We start from the raw sequence: 17,753 nt of genomic DNA on the forward strand, positions 1-17,753 counted from the left end.
GCCCCGCCGAAGCGGGGCTTTTCTCTTACTGGTCCAGGAACGAGCGCATCTTGCGCGACCGACTCGGGTGCTTGAGCTTGCGCAGCGCCTTGGCCTCGATCTGGCGGATGCGTTCGCGCGTCACCGAGAACTGCTGGCCGACTTCCTCCAGCGTGTGATCGGTGTTCATGCCGATGCCGAAGCGCATGCGCAGCACGCGCTCCTCACGCGGGGTAAGGCTCGCAAGGACCCGGGTGACCGTTTCCTTGAGGTTCGCCTGGATCGCCGCGTCCACCGGAATGATCGCGTTCTTGTCCTCGATGAAATCGCCGAGGTGCGAATCCTCCTCGTCGCCGATCGGCGTTTCGAGGGAGATCGGCTCCTTGGCGATCTTCATCACCTTGCGCACCTTCTCGAGCGGCATCGACAGACGCTCGGCCATTTCCTCGGGCGTAGGCTCGCGGCCCTGTTCGTGGAGGAACTGACGGCTGGTGCGCACCAGCTTGTTGATCGTCTCGATCATGTGGACCGGGATGCGGATCGTGCGGGCCTGATCCGCGATCGAGCGCGTGATCGCCTGCCTGATCCACCAGGTCGCATAAGTCGAGAACTTGTAGCCGCGGCGGTACTCGAACTTGTCGACCGCCTTCATCAGACCGATGTTGCCTTCCTGGATGAGATCCAGGAATTGCAGACCCCGGTTGGTGTACTTCTTGGCGATCGAGATCACCAGGCGCAGGTTCGCCTCGACCATTTCCTTCTTGGCGATGCGCGCTTCACGCTCCGCCTTCTGGACCATGTTCACGATGCGGCGAAACTCGGGAAGCGCCATGCCCGTCGCGGCGGCGATGTCCGAGACTTCCAGACGGATACGCTCGACCGGATCGGCTTCGTTCTCGGCGAAGGCGGCCCACTTCTTGTCCTTCTTGGCGACGTCCGTGATCCACGTATCGTCCAGTTCGCGGCCGACGTAGGATTCGAGGAAGTCGGTGCGCTTCACCTTGTGACGCTCAGCCAGACGCAGCATTTGCCCGCCCAGCGTCGTCAGGCGGCGGTTGAAGGCGTAGAGGTTGTCGACCAGATATTCGATCTTGGTCGCGTGGAACTTGACCGATTCCACCTGCGCCGTGAGGTCTTCACGAAGCTGCTGGTACTGGTCTTCCTTGGCGGCCGGGAAATCGATGCCCAGCGCCAGCGCTTCCAGACGATCGCGCTGCAGGCGCTCGAAAGTCTGGAACAGTTCGGTGATCAGCAGGAACTTCTCAAGCGCTTCCGGCTTGAGGGCCGCTTCCATCTGCGCGAGCGAGAGGGTGTTGTCTTCTTCCTCTTCCTCGGCCTGACGCTTGGGAATCGGGTTGCCGTCCTCGTCGAGTTCCTCGGAGTTGTCCTCGTCGTCGGAATCGTCGTCCTTGAACGAGGGACCGGCGGTCTTTTCGCTGATTTCGCCGTCGTCCTCGCTCTCGCCGTCCTCGCTCAGGGCTTCGGGCGCGGGCTCCTTCGAAAGCATCGCGTCGAGATCGAGGATCTCGCGCAACTGCATCTCGCCGTTGTTGAGCGCCTCGGACCACTGGATGATGGCGTGGAAGGTGATCGGGCTTTCGCACAGGCCCAGGATCATCATGTCGCGGCCGGCTTCGATGCGCTTGGCGATGGCGATTTCGCCCTCGCGGCTGAGCAGCTCGACCGCGCCCATCTCGCGCAGGTACATGCGCACCGGGTCGTCGGTGCGCTCGACCGTTTCCTTTTTCTTCGCGGGATCGACGTTGACGCGCGGCGAGACTTCATCGCCTTCGCTGTCGTCGTTATCGTCTTCCGAATCGCGGTCGTCGTTTTCCTGGCTTTCGGCATCCTCGTCGTTGTCGACGATGTTGACGCCCATCTCGTTCAGAGCCGAGGTGATGTCCTCGATCTGGTCCGAGGACATGTCCTGAGGCAGCGCCTCGTTCAGCTCATCGTAAGTGATGACGCCGCGACGCTTGGCACGCGCGATCAGCTTCTTGATCGAACCTTCGTTGAGGTCGATCAGCGGTGCGTCCGTACCCTCGTTGTCCGCGCCGTTGGTGTCGTTCTTGCTCATCAGTTCGCCGTTATCCCGTGCCGTCGTGAGTGCGTAAACCTGGGGTCCGTAAACCTTGTATAATTATACAATCACGACGCATGTCTGGTTGCCATTTGCCTGAGACGGCTATCGAATTCCAGCTTTCTCTTCAGCAGTCGCTGCTGTTCGGCGAATGCCGAGTCGGAAAGCTCTGATTCGAACCGCGCCGTTGCTTTTGCCAGTGCCGCTTCGAGTACTGGTCGCTCGACGAGGAGGTCGATCGCCTGGGCCAGTTCGGCTGCCGCCTGTTCCTCGCTCGTTTCGGGAATCAGGAAGCCGAATCTAAGCCCTGCGTACTCGGCGGCCTTGGGTTGCACCAGGCCGTTGTCTCGCAATATGGTGGCGAGAACCTCGGTTTCAAGCGCGTCTGCGGCGCCGCAGCAGTCCACCAGTGTCTCGAAGCGCGGATCGAGACCGGGGGTGCGGGCGAGCGCTTCCGCGTGGCGCGCAAGTTGCGCGGGCCAGCGAATGAGCCCGGCGATGATCGCGGCGGAGAGCGCATCGCGGGTGCCTGCGCCTGCGAATCGGGTGTTCAGGCGCTCGATCGATTCGGGCGAGGAGGGGGCAGGGCTCGGCTTGCCGTTCCATTTGCCGCTTCCGCGCTGGTTCTGGCGAGGCTGGAAGTTTCCCCCACCACCTTGCGCTCCACCCTGTTGCCAGCGATTCTCCCGGCGCGGGAAGGCGAATTCGGAATATCGGTCCTGCAGTTCGCGACGGTAAAGCCCGGCGATGTCGGGGTGCTGGATCGTCTCGACGTGGGCCATCAGGCGGGCCTTGAGGCCGGCCTTGTCCTCGGGCGTATTGAGCGGGACGGCATCTCGCTCCGCCTCCCACAGCACTTCGACGAGGGACTTCGCCTCGCCGAGAATGTCCTCCATCGCGCGGGAGCCGCGCTGCTTGATGAGATCGTCGGGGTCCAGCCCCTCGGGCAGGCGGACGATTCGCAGGGAGTGGGCAGGGCGCAGCAGCGGCAGGGCGCGGGTGATCGCGCGCATCGCCGCGCGCTGGCCGGCCGTGTCGCCGTCGAAGCACAGGGTCGGCGTCTCGACATGGCGCCAGAGCATCTCGATCTGGTGCTCGGTCAGCGCAGTGCCCAGCGGCGCGACGGCATCGGCGATCCCGGCGGCGGCCAGCGCGATGACGTCCATGTAGCCCTCGACCACCACGATCCGCCCCGACTGGCGCGCGGCGGGCGCGGCGCGGTGCAGGTTGTAGAGCGTGCGGCCCTTGTCGAACAGCGGGGTATCGGGCGAGTTGAGGTACTTGGGCGCATCGGTCTTGCCCTTGGTGAGGATGCGGCCACCGAAGGCGATGACCCGGCCGCGCGCATCCTCGATGGGGAGCATCAGGCGGCCCCGAAAACGGTCGTAGGGATCGCGTTCCTCGACGGCGATCCGCAGGCCCGCCTCGATCAGCATGGGCTCGGGGAAGCGGGAGAGGGCCTCTTTCAGTGCCTGCCGCCCCTCGGGCGCATAGCCGAAGCCGAAGCGCTGCACGGTATGCGCATCGAATCCGCGCGTGGCGAGATAGGCGCGCGCCGCCGCGCCTTCTGCGCCGGACAGGCTGGCCTTGAACCACGCCTGCGCGGCGGCCATCACGTCGTGCAGGCTGTCGCGCTTCTCCGCCGCGCGCGCCATCTGCGGATCGGGCGCGGGGACGTCCATCCCGGCCTCGGCCGCCAGTTCCTTGACCGCGTCCATGAAGGCGAGGCCCTGGTGGTCGGTCATCCAGCGGATGGCGTCGCCATGGGCGCCGCAGCCGAAGCAGTGGTAGAACCCTTTCTCGTCGTTGACGTAGAAGCTGGGCGAGTTTTCGTTATGGAAAGGGCAGCAGGCCCGATGCTCGCGCCCCGCCTTCTGCAGCCGCACGGAGCGGCCGATCAGAGCGGAAAGCGCGGTGCGGGACCGGAGTTGGTCGAGCCATTGGGGGGTGAGCACGAGACCTGCCGCCTGTCAGCAAATCAGGCCAGCGCCGCCTTAACCCAGCCGCTCGCCTTGGTCATGTCGAGCACGGTGCCGTGGCGGGCTTTCAGTTCGCCCATGACCTTGCCCATGTCCTTCATGCCGCTGGCGCCGGTCTCCGCCTTGATCGCCTCGATGGCGGCCATGGTTTCTTCCTCGGACAACTGGGCGGGGAGGAAGGTTTCGATGACTTCCAGCTCGGCCTGTTCGTCGGCAGCCTTTTCGGGGCGGCCGCCCTGCTCGAACAGGGTGATCGATTCGCGGCGCTGCTTCACCATCTTCTGCAGCACGTCGATCACCAGCGCGTCGTCGTCGGGCAGCGTGTCGGCGGTGCGCAGCTCGATGTCGCGGTCCTTGATCTTTGCAAGGATGAGGCGGACAGTGGCGAGGCGCTGCTTCTCACCGGCCTTCATGGCGGTGATCTGCGCGGCCTTGATCGAATCACGAAGCATGGGTTTTCCTGCAAATGAACTGAGTGAACGGGGTGGTGCGTGTGGCAAAGCTAGCAACCTGCGCGCCGATTTGCACGTGCGCGCCCAAATTGCACCCCCACACCTTGACGCGGTGCACAACCCTCTCTAGCGGCCGCGTCTTAGCACACAACGTTAGAAACGCCGTCAACGGAGCGACCCACCATGGCCGACGCCGCATCTTCGCTTGCGCCCAAACCCGAAGGGGCAACGGGCGTTCTGGTTCTCAGCGACGGACACGTCGTCTGGGGACGTGGTTTCGGTCATGTCGGAGAGTCCGTGGGTGAAGTCTGCTTCAACACCGCGATGACCGGCTACCAGGAAGTCATGACCGACCCGTCCTATGCGGGCCAGATCGTCACTTTTACTTTCCCGCATATCGGCAATGTCGGCGTGAACGAGGAAGACCTCGAATCGCTGGTCGACGGCGCCGTCGGCTGCGTCGTCCGCGAGGACGTGACGCTGCCTTCGAACTTCCGTTCCGCAGGCGGCTACGCCGAGTGGCTGGCGAGCAAGGGCAAGGTCGGCCTTTCGGGCGTCGACACCCGCGCGCTCACCCGCCGCATCCGCAGCGCCGGTGCGCCCAACGCCGTCATCGCCCATGACCCCGAAGGCAACTTCGACATTCCCGCGCTCATCAAGCGGGCGCAGGAATGGCCGGGCCTCGAAGGCATGGACCTTGCCAAGCTGGTCAGCCGCGAAATCCAGCAGGGCTGGGAAGGCTCGACTTGGACACTCGGTGAGGGCTACGGCACTGCCGACGGCGAGACCCGCCCGCACGTCGTCGCGATCGACTACGGCGCCAAGGACAACATTTTCCGCAATCTCGTGAAGGCTGGCGCGCGCGTCACCGTGGTTCCGGCCGAGGCTTCGCTGGAAACCATCCTGTCGCTCGAACCCGCTGGCGTGTTCCTCTCGAACGGCCCCGGCGACCCGGCGGCGACCGGCGCTTATGCCGTGCCCGTAATCGCGGCGCTGCTGGAGCGTGACATGCCGGTCTTCGGCATCTGCCTCGGTCACCAGATGCTCGGCATCGCGGCGGGCGCCAAGACAGCCAAGATGTTCCAGGGCCATCGCGGCGCCAACCATCCGGTCAAGCGCCATGCCGACGGCGTGGTCGAGATCACCTCGATGAACCACGGCTTCGCGGTGGACAACACCTGCCTGCCGGACAATGTCGAGGAAACCCACGTCTCGCTGTTCGACGGCACCAACTGCGGCATCGCGATCAAGGGCAAGCGCGCTTTCGGCGTGCAGTACCACCCCGAGGCGAGCCCCGGCCCGCAGGACAGCTTCTACCTGTTCGAGAAGTTCGTGGGTATGCTCGGCTGATGGTCGCAGCGGGTCAGGCTCCCTTGGCGGCGTTCGCGCCGTCCCACGCATCGGCGATGATTGCCGGTGCGGCCAAGGGAGCTTTCGACCCGGCCCGGCGGATTGCCTATGCATCCAGGCACCTCATAACAAAGAAGGTGCCTGAAATGACTAGCGCAATGTCCGCTCTGATCGACCACATGATCGCCTACTACGTCGCCGGGCCGGCGGCCGAACTCTCGGTCGCGCCGCGCTTTTATCCCTACGGCGAACTGCAGCTCATCTTCGAGGACAAGGTCTCCGTCGCCGTCCGCAAGTTCGGCCCGAAGGTGCGCAAGCACTCCAAGGAAGCCGGCAAGGCCTTCATCGATCGCATGATCGAGACGGGCGCCTGGTCCACCAACCAGGGCGAGTACGGCGGCTCGATGCACCAGTTCCAGGCCGACCGCTTTCGCGAAGTCATTCGCACTGAGCAGGACGCCAACCCCATCATCCAGAACGCGAAAGCCGATCCTGACTACTGGGACAAGGCCTTCGGCGATCTTATGGGTTGAAGCAAAATGAGCGGGCAGAACGGGTATATGATCAAGCAAGCTGAATTAGAGGCAGTCGTTCTGCTCGCATTGTACAATTATTTTCAAGTTCACAGCGGAAGTTTGACGATCAGCCAAATCAAGAGACTTTTGAATTTTGACGTGTCTGAACGGCGCGTAGAGATGGCGGTCTCAAATCTTGCGTCGAGTGGCTATGTTGATGGTGAATATAGCTACGTTGATGAAAATGGTTTTGCGATTTCTGACGCTGGTTACAAATATGCTGAAGAACTCGAAGGCCGGGCTAATGGACGGAAAGATGCTGACGAATCTGAAGAGGTTCCAGCCTCTGATCGCGTAGTCGGATTGGATCATAATAGTCGTCAGTTTATCGAGGTGCGGAGCGAGGTGACTTCGCTTGCCAAACAAATTTCCCTCGCAAATGATGTGGGAAATCTAAGTTCGCGCGAGAAACTCGTAGCTGAGCAAGAAGTTACAGCGCTCGGGGATGCGCTGGACCGTGAGTTTATCCGGCCAAAGGAAATTTGGCTACGTTCCAAGTTAACCCTGCAATGGATAGGGAAGGAGGCTGCCGCCGCCGTTATAGGTACTGCGGCACTCGCTCTCCTTGCGCTCATTGCTCATTTGCTAGGCTTTGCGATCTAACATGCCCAAACGTACAGACATCTCCTCGATCCTCGTCATCGGCGCAGGCCCGATCATCATTGGTCAGGCCTGCGAGTTCGACTATTCGGGCACTCAGGCGATCAAGGCGCTGAAGGAGGACGGTTACCGGGTGATCCTGGTGAACTCGAACCCCGCCACGATCATGACCGACCCGGACATGGCCGACGCCACTTACGTGGAGCCGATCACTCCCGAGGTCGTCGCGCGCATCATCGAGAAGGAGCGCCCCGATGCGGTGCTCCCCACGATGGGCGGCCAGACCGCGCTCAACTGCGCGCTGGCGCTGTTCAACGACGGCACGCTGGAGAAGTTCGGCGTCCAGATGATCGGCGCCGACGCCGACGCGATCGACAAGGCCGAGGATCGCCAGCGCTTCCGCGACGCGATGGACAAGATCGGCCTCAACTCGGCGCGTTCGGGCGTGGCCCATACGCTGGACGAGGCGTTCGCGGTGCTTGAGCGCACCGGTCTGCCCTCGATCATCCGCCCCAGCTTCACGATGGGCGGCACCGGCGGCGGCATCGCCTACAACAAGGCCGAGTTCGAGGCGATCGTGCGTTCGGGCCTCGATGCCTCGCCGACCACCGAAGTGCTGATCGAGGAATCGCTGCTCGGCTGGAAAGAGTACGAGATGGAGGTCGTGCGCGACCGCCATGACAACTGCATCATCATCTGCTCGATCGAGAACGTCGATCCGATGGGCGTCCACACGGGCGATTCGATCACCGTCGCCCCGGCACTGACGCTGACCGACAAGGAATACCAGATCATGCGCAACGCCTCGATCGAGGTGCTGCGCGAGATCGGCGTCGAGACCGGCGGTTCCAACGTCCAGTTCGCGGTGAACCCCAAGGACGGCCGCCTGATCGTCATCGAGATGAACCCGCGCGTGTCGCGTTCCTCGGCGCTGGCCTCGAAGGCCACCGGCTTCCCGATCGCGCGCGTCGCCGCCAAGCTGGCGGTCGGCTACACGCTCGACGAGATCATGAACGAGATCACCGGCGCGACGCCCGCCGCGTTCGAGCCGACCATCGACTACGTCGTCACCAAGATCCCGCGCTTCGCCTTCGAGAAGTTCAAGGGCGCCAAGAACGACCTCACCACCGCGATGAAGTCGGTCGGCGAAGTCATGGCGATCGGCCGCAACATCAAGGAATCGATGCAGAAGGCCCTGCGCGGCCTCGAAACCGGCCTTGACGGCTTCAACCGCGTGCCCGCGCTGGAAGGCGCCGGCCGTGACGTCATCACCGCCGCTCTTTCGCGCGCCACGCCGGAGCGTCTGCTGCACGCCGCGCAGGCCTTCCGCGAAGGCTTCACCGTGGACGAGATCCACGCGATCGCCCACTACGACAAGTGGTTCCTGCGCCACATCGAGGAGATCATCGCCGAGGAAACCAAGATCCTCGCTGAAGGTCTGCCCAACGATGCGGCGGGCATGCGCAAGCTGAAGGCGATGGGCTTCTCCGACAAGCGCCTCGCCACGCTGGCGGTGCGTTCGGTCGGCGTCGCGGGCGGTCTGGGCGAGACCCAGGCCAAGCGCTCGGGCCTGCTGCATGACGCGCTGCGCGCCATGGCCGGTGCCACCAGCGAGAAGGAAGTGCGCCAGCTTCGCCGCAAGCTGGGCGTCGTCCCCGTTTTCAAGCGCATCGACAGCTGCGCCGCCGAGTTCGAGGCGGTGACGCCCTACATGTACTCGACCTACGAGGCCCCGATCTTCGGCGAGCCCGAGGACGAGGCCATGCCGTCCGACCGCAAGAAGATCGTGATCCTCGGCGGCGGTCCGAACCGCATCGGGCAGGGCATCGAGTTCGACTACTGCTGCGTCCACGCCTGCTTCGCCCTGTCCGAGGCCGGCTACGAGACCATCATGGTCAACTGCAACCCCGAGACGGTTTCGACCGACTACGACACCTCGGACCGTCTCTACTTCGAGCCACTGACTGCCGAGGACGTGCTGGAAATCCTGCGCGTCGAGCAGCAGAGCGGCGAACTCGTCGGCGTGCTGGTGCAGTTCGGCGGCCAGACTCCGCTCAAGCTGGCGCAGGCGCTGGAAGACGAGGGCATTCCGATCCTCGGCACCTCGCCCGACGCGATCGACCTTGCCGAAGACCGCGAGCGGTTCTCGGCTCTGGTCGACAAGCTCGGCCTCAAGCAGCCCGCCAACGGCATTGCCCGCAGCCGCGACGAGGCGGTGAACGTCGCCAATCGCATCGGCTACCCGGTGCTGATGCGCCCAAGCTACGTGCTGGGCGGCCGCGCGATGGAGATCGTCGACAGCGAACAGCAGCTCGACGACTACATCACCACCGCCGTGCAGGTCTCGGGCGACAGCCCGGTCCTCATCGACCAGTACCTGCGCGACGCCATCGAGTGCGACGTCGATGCCCTGTGCGACGGCGAGCGCGTGGTCGTGGCAGGCGTCATGCAGCACATCGAGGAAGCGGGCATCCACTCCGGCGACAGCGCCTGTACCCTGCCGCCTTACAGCCTGCCGCCCGAGATCATCGCCGAAATGGAGCGTCAGGCCGAGAAGCTGGCGTTCGGCCTTAACGTCAAGGGCCTGATGAACATCCAGTTCGCGGTGAAGGACGGCGAGGTCTACCTCATCGAGGTCAACCCGCGCGCCTCGCGCACGGTGCCCTTCGTTGCCAAGGCGCTGGGCCAGCCGGTCGCCAAGATCGCTGCGCGCGTCATGGCGGGCGAGAAGCTGGACACCTTCCCGCCGTTCAAGCGCGACCTGCCGTACATGGCGGTCAAGGAAGCCGTGTTCCCGTTCAACCGCTTCCCCGGCGTCGATCCGGTGCTCAGCCCCGAGATGAAGTCCACCGGCGAAGTCATGGGAATCGATAGCGATTTCGCTCGCGCCTTCGGCAAGGCGCAGCTTGGCGCCGGCATGAAGCTGCCGGTCGAGGGCACCGTGTTCGTTTCGGTCAAGGACAGCGACAAGCCGGTGATCCTGCCCGCGGTGAAGACGCTGATCGAGCAGGGCTTCCGCATTGTCGCCACCAGCGGCACGCAGAAGTATCTGGCCGAGGCGGGCCTGCAGGTCGATCTCGTGAACAAGGTGGCCGAAGGCCGTCCGCACATCGTCGACAAGATCGTCGATGGCGAGATCGCGCTGATCTTCAATACCACCGAAGGCTGGCAGAGCCTGGTGGACTCCCAGTCGATCCGCGCCTCGGCGCTGACCGGCAAGGTTTCGATCTTCACCACGGCGGCGGCCAGTGTCGCTGCGGCGGAGGCGATCGCGACAATTCGCGGGAGCAAACTTGAAGTGCGATCGTTGCAGGACTACTATAGCTGAAATCGATCTCGCCTCCCCCCACATCGCAGCAGATCGGCCCCGCCCGCCTAGGGCGGGGACAGGAAACTAGTCGCAAGACCTTTGGGGGAAGGCCGCAGGAGGAAATGAATTAGAATGGCAAGTGTCGAAAAGCTGCCGATGCTCGCGGAAGGTTACGAGCGGATGACCGCGGACCTCAAGGCGCTTCGCGATGAGCGTCCGCTCATCGTCGACGCCATCGAGGAAGCGCGTGCCCACGGCGATCTTTCGGAAAACGCCGAGTACCACGCCGCCAAGGAGCGCCAGGGCCAGGTCGAGGCGACCATCGCCGACCTTGAGGACAAGATCACGCGCGCGCAGATCATCGATCCCGCGACGCTGTCGGGCGACAAGATCATCTTCGGCGCCACCATCACTCTTCTCGACGATGACGAGAAGCCGGTGAAGTACCAGATCGTCGGCCCTTACGAAGCGGACGCGAAGGTCGGCCGCATCAGCTACAACTCGCCGCTCGGCAAGGCGCTGATCGGCCGCAAGGTCGAGGAAGAGATCGAAGTGACCGTCCCGTCGGGCGACAAGTTCTACCTGGTGCAGAAGATCGAATTCATCTGATCCTCTCCGCTTCAGGATAAAGAAAAAGGCCGGCGTTTCCGCCGGCCTTTTTCGTTTCCGCTGCTCAGGCTGCCGGCAGTTCCGGCTCGAGCAGGCGATGAAGATGCACGATCACGTACTTCATCTCGGCATCATCGACGGTGCGCTGCGCGGCCGACTTCCAGGCATTCTGGGCCTCGGCGAAATCGGGATAGACACCGACGAGGTCGAGAGCCTTGAGGTCGGTGAATTCGAGGCTGCGCGGATCCTTGACCCGGCCGCCCATTACAAGGTGAAGCTTCTGCATGGGAGAGTGCCGCTTTCCTGCTGGTTGGGAGATAAGCGGCCTATAATTTTGGAGAGGTCAAGGAGCAAGTGCACAAGACGCACCTTGATCGCGCAGTAAGCGAAAAGGTGCGCCTTTAGCTGAAATTCACGAGCCGTTTACGATCTGACACGCTTCTTGAGGTCTTCGGCCATGTGCAGAACCTTAGTCGAGCGGACAGCCGCCGCGTCTCCAAGGCGGTTGGCGGTGTCGGCAGCCGCATCGCCAAGCCTGCTGGCTCGGCGGGCAGTCGCACGGCCGAGGGCACTTGCGGCGCCTACTGCAGCCAGGCCGTACTTTTCGAGATTGAGAATGGCCAGATCGCTGACCTTTTCAGCGCTGTCCGCGAACTTCGAGGCCTGCTTGCGTGCATCGATGCCGATGTCATGCGCCTTGTCGCCCGCCTTGCGGCCGAGTACGACGCTGGCGGTGCCGGCAGCCTCCGCGAGGTCCAGCGTGCGCGCGACGATCCGCCTGCTGACGCGGCGCGGCAGGAGGGCGTTCACCGCGACGCCGACGGCGACACCGCCTGCGACGGTCAGTACCGGGTGCTTCTTGACGAAGGCGATGACTTTGTCAGACGGCGTGGGCTCGGCGATTTTCGCGGGCAGGGCGACGACGTTTGCGCCTTTACCGGCAGCGATCGGGGTGGACGACTCGGTCTTGCTCACCTGGCGTTCCTTCCTTGGTCAAGAGACCCGGTCGCGCGCACTGTCCAACAGGCGCTGCGCCAGGTCGATAATGGGATTACGCAGAAACCAAAGCACGAGCGCTGCCAAGGTTCCGCCGATTGCGGCGGGATGCTCCTCGACAACGGCAACGGCCTCGTCGAACATCAGCTTGGCCTGATCGAGCGCCTCGTCAGCGATCCGGCCGCCGATCCCGCGCTCGTCCATGTCGGCCCTGAAGGCCTGGTAATGTCCGTCGAACTTCGCCTTCGCGGCGTCGCGCGCGGCCCGGTCCACCAGAACCTGCGCTGCCTGCTTGCCCATTCGAGCCCCCGTAATAGATTAAATAGATTAATCGTCCTGAGAACCGCCCGCGATACGCAGCATACGGCGCAGCCGTGCGCGCGCACTCCAGGCCCCGAATGCGGCAAGCGCAAGCAATACCAGCGTGATAACCGCCATCGCGCCCCACAGTCCGAGCAGCGGGCCGAGAGCAATTACCGTACCGACGACGAAGGCCATGACAGCGAAGAAAACCAGCACCGCTGCCACCACGAGCAGCATGACGATAGTGCGTGTTTCCGACCCAACATATGCAGCGCGCGACTTTTGAAACGCGAGTTCAGCTTGCGCAAAAACCTTCGCTTCATCCGCCAGCTGGCGCAAATCCTGCGCCAGCGACAGATTCTCGTAATCCTCGGCCGCAGGGGCGAGGGTGGGTGTGGTGTCCTGCATTCTCTCAGGAAGTCAGCTCAGGCGCCGAAGCGCCTTCACTTGCCCCTGAACAGGCGGGAAAGCACGAAGCCGGTCGCGGCCGCGATGCCGAGTGCCTGCCACGGGCTGTTGCGCACGAACGTCTTGGCATCCTCGCCAATGTCCTCGATCGACTTCTCGTCCAGCTTGGCTCCGGCGTCGGCCAGCGACTTCGATGCGCTGCGGGCGTAATCGCCGTACTTCACGCCGACCTTCTCGTCGATCAGGGCGGCATTGTCGTCGATCAGCTTGGAGACGCCGACGATCGCCTGACTGGCCTTGGCCTTGCCTTCCTCTGCATAGCCGGCGGCCTTGACCTTGGCATCGGCCGCGAAGGCGCTGGCCTTGTCCTTGGCTTCGCCGCTGCGGGTCTTGCATTCGCTAGACACTTCACCGGCGAAAGCCTGCGCACCGGCCTTGGCTTCCTCGACCGCCTTGGAGAAGTGATTCTTGGCGCTTTCGGTGCCGTTTCCGGCGGAGATGGTGGGTTCGACCATGCGATTATCCTTCCTTGTCTATCCTTGGCGCGAATTGGCATCATAAGCCATGTGCGGACAGAGTAACACAACTTGTCGTTCCTTGCTGCAACGCAACTTGTCACGCGAAGTTCCCCTGCTAAGACCGCCTCCGGACGGATGGCGCGTAATGCGCCCGCTTGAGGAGAACCGCAGACATGACCGCGATCATCGACATTCACGGACGGGAAATCCTGGACAGCCGCGGCAACCCCACCGTGGAGGTGGACGTCCTGCTGGAAGACGGCAGCTTCGGCCGCGCGGCAGTGCCCTCGGGCGCATCGACCGGCGCGCACGAAGCGATGGAACTGCGTGACGGCGACAAGAGCCGCTATCTCGGCAAGGGCGTGCTCAAGGCCGTGGATTCGGTCAACGGGGAGATCGCCGAGGCGCTCGTCGGGCTCGACGCCGAAGACCAGCGCGACCTCGACCTTGCCATGATCGAACTCGACGGCACGCCGAACAAGGCGCGCCTCGGTGCCAACGCCATCCTCGGCGTCAGCATGGCCGCCGCGAAGGCCGCCGCCAATGCGCGCGGCCTGCCGCTCTACTCCTACGTCGGCGGCGTTTCGGCGCATGTCCTGCCGGTGCCGATGATGAACATCATCAACGGCGGCGAGCATGCCGACAACCCGATCGACTTCCAGGAATTCATGGTCATGCCGGTCGGCGCCTCGTCGCTGGCGGAAGCCGCGCGCTGGGGAGCGGAAATCTTCCACACGCTCAAGAAGGGCCTGCACGAGAAGGGCCTCGCCACCGCCGTGGGCGACGAGGGCGGCTTCGCGCCGAACCTTGCCAGCACCCGCGATGCGCTGGACTTCATCATGGCCTCGATCGAGAAGGCAGGCTTCAAGCCGGGCACCGACATCAAGCTCGCGCTCGACTGCGCCTCGACCGAGTTCTTCAAGAACGGCAAGTACGAGATCAGCGGCGAGGGCCTGAGCCTGTCGCCGGTGGCCTTCGCGGACTACCTTGCCGACCTTACCGAAGCCTATCCGATCATCTCGATCGAGGACGGCATGAGCGAGGACGACTTCGAGGGCTGGAAGGCGCTGACCGATAAGATCGGCCACAAGGTGCAGTTGGTGGGCGATGACCTGTTCGTCACCAACCCGGCGCGCCTGACCATGGGCATCGAGAAGGGCCTGGCGAACTCGCTGCTCGTCAAGGTCAACCAGATCGGCACCCTGACCGAGACGCTGGAAGCCGTCTCGATCGCCAACCGCAACGGTTACACCGCCGTCATGTCGCACCGTTCGGGCGAGACCGAGGACGCGACCATCGCCGACCTCGCCGTCGCCACCAATTGCGGCCAGATCAAGACCGGCTCGTTGGCCCGTTCGGACCGGCTCGCCAAGTACAACCAACTCATCCGCATCGAGGAAGAGCTGGGCAAGGCCGCGCGCTATGCGGGCCTGAGCGCGTTCGGTCGCCTGAGCGCCTGAACCTGAAGTGTCGCGGGTGATCGGCGCCGGGGAAATGGCGCCGATCACCCGCTTCCTCCGCACGGCGACCAGCCTGTCCCCCCATGGGGCGAAGAGGTGGCTGGAGGCCGATCGCCTCAGCGTGCGGCGACACTGTCCCTTGCGGTATCGTCGATCAACACGACTGAGCGGGATGCGGAGGCGAAGTATTCGAGCATCGCGGCATAGCCCCGCGCGCTCAGTTTGACGTAGACCCGGCGCGCGTCCCCGGGATCGGCCTCCCGTACGAGGTGCCCCTGCTTTTCGAGAATCGCGATCCAGCGCAGCGCCGTCGTCGACGGGACGGCGGAGCCGATGCATGCGCTCGTCACCGAGACGCGGCGGCGCTCCTTGGCGGCGATGAAGAGGTCGAGCAGGATGTCCCACGCCGGTTCGCCGAACAGTTCTTCCGAGCGGAAGATCTTGGTGCGCCGCCGCCGGTCGTCGTAAGTCTGGCGGGCGAGTTCCACCCAGATCGGGTGATCCTGGCTCGCCGTGCCCTTGGGTTCGCGAGCTTCCCCGGTGATGGCGAGGCTTTCCAGTATCGCCGAGGGACTCTCTCCGATCTCCAGTTCCCGCGCCATTGCCAGAAGTTCGTTGGCGATGCCGATCAGCCGGATCGCTTTCGCCCGATTGCGCATCAACTGGTCCGTGTTCTCCATCGAATAGGATCGCCTGATGCAGGCCGCACGACTTCCTTCGCGAAAGTCATCGCGGCGATTATGCCCATCGTTGCGAGAAAAGCAGCGGCGCTCAGCAGGTTATGACCTGCAGTCGCCGCTGTGTTGCTTGATCCGCCACGGACAAATCATAGGCAAACTTCCGAGGAAACGTCTCGCGTAGCTTAATCCGTATCGGACGCTTTACGCGGAATGCCGAATTCCCGGCATAAGGATTCGATGGCAGCCTGGAGATGGGCGGCGGCGATCATCGCGCCGATCTCTTCCAGTTGGTCGAGGCGCGTCTCCAGATCGGCGGCCAGCGACTTCGCGATTGCGTCCTTGTTCACCCAAGCGTTCTCCAGCGGGAGGAAGCAGTGCCTCCTCCCGGACCCGATACCACGAGCCATGGTTTGCGACCCGCCGGTTTGCCCGGCGTCAGTTGTTTTAGGTTATACATCCGTTTTCGAGCAAAATCGGAGCGACCTGCTCACGAACTACACGATGGATGATAATTGAAAACCGCGAATCCGATGGTGTCCTGTAAGTGAACATTCTGAAATCGGCGATTAATCGTAGAGAAATTACGCTGATGTGAACGGTATTGAATGGATTTAGGTATAGTTACTTATTCAATTCGATCACGCGATGCCCCCGGATTATCCGTTTCAGGCATCGCGTGACGATTGGTTTTCAGCCGCCGAAGCGACCTTTGAGGTCGTAGAGGGCGATGGCCGCCTTGGCGGCCTCGCCGCCCTTGTCCTTCTGCGCGGCGTCGGCGCGGACGAGAGCCTGCTCCTCGTTCTCGACGGTGAGGATGCCGTTGCCGATGGCGATGCCGTCCATGGTCAGCGCCATGATCCCGCGCGCCGATTCGCCGGCGACGATCTCGAAATGGTAGGTCTCGCCGCGAATGACGACGCCGATGGCCACGTAACCGTCATAGTCGCCGGTGGCATCGGCCAGCGAGATGGCGGCGGGGATTTCGAGCGCGCCCGGTACGGTGATCACCTCCGCCTTGTGGCCCGCCGCCTTGAGCGCGGCCTTGGCGCCCGCGATCAGCATGTCGTTGAGATGGTCGTAGAAACGCGCCTCGATGATGAGGAAACGGGCCATGTCAGTTCGATCCTTCGCTGGTCGGGGCGATGATGGGCCGCTCGCCGACGATGTTGAGTCCGTATCCCTCGAGAGCGACCAGCGAGTGGTGCGTGTTGGTCAGCAGGACCATGTCGTGAATGCCCAGTTCCGCCAGGATCTGCGCGCCCACGCCGTAGTCCCTCAATTCCTCGAGGTCCGGGGTGCCGCCATTGCGGAACTCCTGCTTGATGTCCATCACGCGCGACATCAACTTGTTCATCGGCCGGTTGATGACCACGATCACGCCCGAGCCTTCCTCGCCGATCATTTCCATCGAGCGGTGCAGCAGGTCGCCGCGATCGCCGGTGTCCTCCCCGAAGATGTCCGCGAAGAAGGACAGGGTGTGCATGCGCACCATGGTCGGCTTCGACGGGTCGATGCGGCCCTTGACCAGCGCCACGGTTTCGTCGCCGGTCGCGCGGTTGAAGTACGAGCGTGCCACCCAGTCGCCGCCATGGCGCGAGTGGAAGCTGATCTCGTTGCGCTTCTCGATCATGCGGTCGTGCTTGCGGCGATAGGCGATAAGGTCGCGGATCGTGCCGATCTTCAGGTCGTGCAGGCGCGCAAAGCCGATGAGGTCGTCCATGCGGGCCATGGTGCCGTCCTCCTTCATGATCTCGCAGATCACGCCGGAGGGGTTGAGCCCGGCGAGGCGCGAGATATCGACCGCCGCCTCGGTATGGCCGGTGCGGACCAGCACGCCGCCGTCGCGGGCGCGCAGCGGGAAGACGTGGCCGGGGGTGACGATGTCGTCGCGGGTCTTGGTGCCGTCGATGGCGACCGAAATGGTGCGCGCACGGTCACCCGCCGAGATGCCGGTGGTGACGCCTTCGCGTGCCTCGATGGAGATGGTGAAGGCAGTTTCATGGCGCGTGCCGTTATGGCGGCTCATCAGGTTGAGGCCGAGTTCATCGACGCGCTGGCTGGTGATCGCGAGGCAGATCAGACCGCGCCCGTGCATCGCCATGAAGTTGATCGCGGCCGGAGTCGCCATCTGGGCCGGGATGATGAGGTCGCCTTCGTTCTCACGGTCTTCGTCGTCGACGAGGATGAACATGCGGCCGTTGCGGGCTTCGTCGATGATCTCCTCGATCGGAACGAGCACTTCGCGCTCGTCGTTCGAGAAAAGGACGCGCTCCAGCTTGCCGAGGGTTTCGGCGGTAGGGTTCCAGTCGTCCTCGGTGCAGTCGCGCAGCGTGTTGGCGTGGAGGCCGGCGGCGCGCGCCAGGCTGGACTTGCTCATTCCGCCCTCGGTTACGAGCTTGCGGACCTTGTCGATCACATCGGTAGCCATTGTAGTGTTCGATCTCACATTTCAGT

At 63.6% G+C, this 17,753-nt stretch carries 18 protein-coding genes; 6 read left to right on the forward strand and 12 right to left on the reverse strand.

Annotation, left to right across the window (positions count from 1 at the left end; all coding sequences use genetic code 11):
* Window positions 1-25: 25 nt before the first annotated feature.
* From rpoD to HWN72_RS06990, 3 genes are all read right to left on the reverse strand, one after another.
* Window positions 26-2,056, reverse strand: coding sequence for an RNA polymerase sigma factor RpoD (rpoD, locus tag HWN72_RS06980; protein WP_211149989.1), 2,031 nt, complete (start codon window positions 2,054-2,056; stop codon window positions 26-28).
* 71 nt (window positions 2,057-2,127) lie between these two features.
* Window positions 2,128-4,014, reverse strand: a complete 1,887-nt coding sequence (gene dnaG / locus HWN72_RS06985) for a DNA primase (protein WP_069707705.1) — start codon at window positions 4,012-4,014, stop codon at window positions 2,128-2,130.
* A 23-nt stretch (window positions 4,015-4,037) separates the two neighbouring features.
* Entirely contained in the window at window positions 4,038-4,490 is a 453-nt protein-coding gene (locus HWN72_RS06990) for a GatB/YqeY domain-containing protein (RefSeq protein ID WP_008828710.1), read from the reverse strand.
* A gap of 183 nt (window positions 4,491-4,673) precedes the next feature.
* Here HWN72_RS06990 and carA point away from each other — a divergent pair, with 183 nt between their 5' ends.
* The 5 genes from carA to greA all read left to right on the forward strand — a co-directional run bounded on the left by carA (window position 4,674) and on the right by greA (window position 10,934).
* Window positions 4,674-5,840, forward strand: coding sequence for a glutamine-hydrolyzing carbamoyl-phosphate synthase small subunit (gene carA, locus HWN72_RS06995; protein ID WP_036523042.1), 1,167 nt, complete (start codon window positions 4,674-4,676; stop codon window positions 5,838-5,840).
* Between the two features lie 146 nt (window positions 5,841-5,986).
* Window positions 5,987-6,373, forward strand: coding sequence for a hypothetical protein (locus tag HWN72_RS07000; RefSeq protein WP_248005853.1), 387 nt, complete (start codon window positions 5,987-5,989; stop codon window positions 6,371-6,373).
* Between the two features lie 27 nt (window positions 6,374-6,400).
* Window positions 6,401-7,018 carry a hypothetical protein gene (locus tag HWN72_RS07005; protein ID WP_155986157.1) on the forward strand — a complete coding sequence of 206 codons (618 nt, stop codon included), beginning with the start codon at window positions 6,401-6,403 and terminating at the stop codon, window positions 7,016-7,018.
* Between the two features lies 1 nt (window position 7,019).
* Window positions 7,020-10,343, forward strand: a complete 3,324-nt coding sequence (carB, locus tag HWN72_RS07010) for a carbamoyl-phosphate synthase large subunit (protein ID WP_008828707.1) — start codon at window positions 7,020-7,022, stop codon at window positions 10,341-10,343.
* A 114-nt stretch (window positions 10,344-10,457) separates the two neighbouring features.
* Window positions 10,458-10,934, forward strand: coding sequence for a transcription elongation factor GreA (gene greA / locus HWN72_RS07015; protein WP_008828706.1), 477 nt, complete (start codon window positions 10,458-10,460; stop codon window positions 10,932-10,934).
* Window positions 10,935-10,998: 64 nt separating this feature from the next.
* Here the strand turns inward: greA and HWN72_RS07020 are convergent, their stop codons facing one another.
* From HWN72_RS07020 to HWN72_RS07040, 5 genes are all read right to left on the reverse strand, one after another.
* Window positions 10,999-11,220: a DUF4170 domain-containing protein gene (locus tag HWN72_RS07020; protein WP_008828705.1), complete on the reverse strand. Its 222-nt coding sequence runs from the start codon at window positions 11,218-11,220 to the stop codon at window positions 10,999-11,001.
* A gap of 137 nt (window positions 11,221-11,357) precedes the next feature.
* The gene (locus HWN72_RS07025; protein WP_036523046.1) at window positions 11,358-11,909 is read right to left on the reverse strand and encodes a hypothetical protein; all 552 of its coding nucleotides are present in this window, start codon (window positions 11,907-11,909) and stop codon (window positions 11,358-11,360) included.
* A gap of 18 nt (window positions 11,910-11,927) precedes the next feature.
* Window positions 11,928-12,230, reverse strand: a complete 303-nt coding sequence (locus HWN72_RS07030; protein WP_036523048.1) for a hypothetical protein — start codon at window positions 12,228-12,230, stop codon at window positions 11,928-11,930.
* A gap of 27 nt (window positions 12,231-12,257) precedes the next feature.
* Window positions 12,258-12,641, reverse strand: a complete 384-nt coding sequence (locus HWN72_RS07035) for a phage holin family protein (RefSeq protein WP_036523050.1) — start codon at window positions 12,639-12,641, stop codon at window positions 12,258-12,260.
* Window positions 12,642-12,676: 35 nt separating this feature from the next.
* Window positions 12,677-13,156, reverse strand: coding sequence for a DUF883 C-terminal domain-containing protein (locus HWN72_RS07040; RefSeq protein ID WP_008828701.1), 480 nt, complete (start codon window positions 13,154-13,156; stop codon window positions 12,677-12,679).
* A 176-nt stretch (window positions 13,157-13,332) separates the two neighbouring features.
* Between HWN72_RS07040 and eno the strand changes: the two genes are divergently transcribed.
* Window positions 13,333-14,619: a phosphopyruvate hydratase gene (gene eno, locus HWN72_RS07045; RefSeq protein WP_036523052.1), complete on the forward strand. Its 1,287-nt coding sequence runs from the start codon at window positions 13,333-13,335 to the stop codon at window positions 14,617-14,619.
* Between the two features lie 116 nt (window positions 14,620-14,735).
* Here eno and HWN72_RS07050 read toward each other — a convergent pair whose 3' ends face one another.
* The 4 genes from HWN72_RS07050 to ribB all read right to left on the reverse strand — a co-directional run bounded on the left by HWN72_RS07050 (window position 14,736) and on the right by ribB (window position 17,727).
* Window positions 14,736-15,299, reverse strand: a complete 564-nt coding sequence (locus tag HWN72_RS07050) for a MarR family transcriptional regulator (protein ID WP_008828699.1) — start codon at window positions 15,297-15,299, stop codon at window positions 14,736-14,738.
* Between the two features lie 182 nt (window positions 15,300-15,481).
* On the reverse strand, window positions 15,482-15,646 hold the full coding sequence (locus HWN72_RS07055) for a hypothetical protein (RefSeq protein WP_231958153.1): 165 nt from the start codon (window positions 15,644-15,646) through the stop codon (window positions 15,482-15,484).
* Between the two features lie 343 nt (window positions 15,647-15,989).
* Window positions 15,990-16,412: a 6,7-dimethyl-8-ribityllumazine synthase gene (gene ribH / locus HWN72_RS07060; RefSeq protein ID WP_036523054.1), complete on the reverse strand. Its 423-nt coding sequence runs from the start codon at window positions 16,410-16,412 to the stop codon at window positions 15,990-15,992.
* A gap of 1 nt (window position 16,413) precedes the next feature.
* Window positions 16,414-17,727, reverse strand: a complete 1,314-nt coding sequence (gene ribB / locus HWN72_RS07065; RefSeq protein ID WP_008828697.1) for a 3,4-dihydroxy-2-butanone-4-phosphate synthase — start codon at window positions 17,725-17,727, stop codon at window positions 16,414-16,416.
* Window positions 17,728-17,753: the final 26 nt, after the last annotated feature.

The organism is Novosphingobium sp. HR1a (genome assembly GCF_015594425.1).
Taxonomy (GTDB): Bacteria; Pseudomonadota; Alphaproteobacteria; order Sphingomonadales; family Sphingomonadaceae; genus Novosphingobium; species Novosphingobium resinovorum_A.

What these genes read in the sequence shown, in the direction of transcription:
- rpoD (WP_211149989.1), bottom strand. Translation starts at nt 2,056, where the DNA reads ATGAGCAAGAACGACACCAACGGCGCGGACAACGAGGGTACGGACGCA.
- HWN72_RS06990 (WP_008828710.1), bottom strand. Translation starts at nt 4,490, where the DNA reads ATGCTTCGTGATTCGATCAAGGCCGCGCAGATCACCGCCATGAAGGCC.
- carA (WP_036523042.1), top strand. Translation starts at nt 4,674, where the DNA reads ATGGCCGACGCCGCATCTTCGCTTGCGCCCAAACCCGAAGGGGCAACG.
- HWN72_RS07000 (WP_248005853.1), top strand. Translation starts at nt 5,987, where the DNA reads ATGACTAGCGCAATGTCCGCTCTGATCGACCACATGATCGCCTACTAC.
- HWN72_RS07005 (WP_155986157.1), top strand. Translation starts at nt 6,401, where the DNA reads ATGATCAAGCAAGCTGAATTAGAGGCAGTCGTTCTGCTCGCATTGTAC.
- carB (WP_008828707.1), top strand. Translation starts at nt 7,020, where the DNA reads ATGCCCAAACGTACAGACATCTCCTCGATCCTCGTCATCGGCGCAGGC.
- greA (WP_008828706.1), top strand. Translation starts at nt 10,458, where the DNA reads ATGGCAAGTGTCGAAAAGCTGCCGATGCTCGCGGAAGGTTACGAGCGG.
- HWN72_RS07020 (WP_008828705.1), bottom strand. Translation starts at nt 11,220, where the DNA reads ATGCAGAAGCTTCACCTTGTAATGGGCGGCCGGGTCAAGGATCCGCGC.
- HWN72_RS07030 (WP_036523048.1), bottom strand. Translation starts at nt 12,230, where the DNA reads ATGGGCAAGCAGGCAGCGCAGGTTCTGGTGGACCGGGCCGCGCGCGAC.
- HWN72_RS07035 (WP_036523050.1), bottom strand. Translation starts at nt 12,641, where the DNA reads ATGCAGGACACCACACCCACCCTCGCCCCTGCGGCCGAGGATTACGAG.
- HWN72_RS07040 (WP_008828701.1), bottom strand. Translation starts at nt 13,156, where the DNA reads ATGGTCGAACCCACCATCTCCGCCGGAAACGGCACCGAAAGCGCCAAG.
- eno (WP_036523052.1), top strand. Translation starts at nt 13,333, where the DNA reads ATGACCGCGATCATCGACATTCACGGACGGGAAATCCTGGACAGCCGC.
- HWN72_RS07050 (WP_008828699.1), bottom strand. Translation starts at nt 15,299, where the DNA reads ATGGAGAACACGGACCAGTTGATGCGCAATCGGGCGAAAGCGATCCGG.
- ribH (WP_036523054.1), bottom strand. Translation starts at nt 16,412, where the DNA reads ATGGCCCGTTTCCTCATCATCGAGGCGCGTTTCTACGACCATCTCAAC.
- ribB (WP_008828697.1), bottom strand. Translation starts at nt 17,727, where the DNA reads ATGGCTACCGATGTGATCGACAAGGTCCGCAAGCTCGTAACCGAGGGC.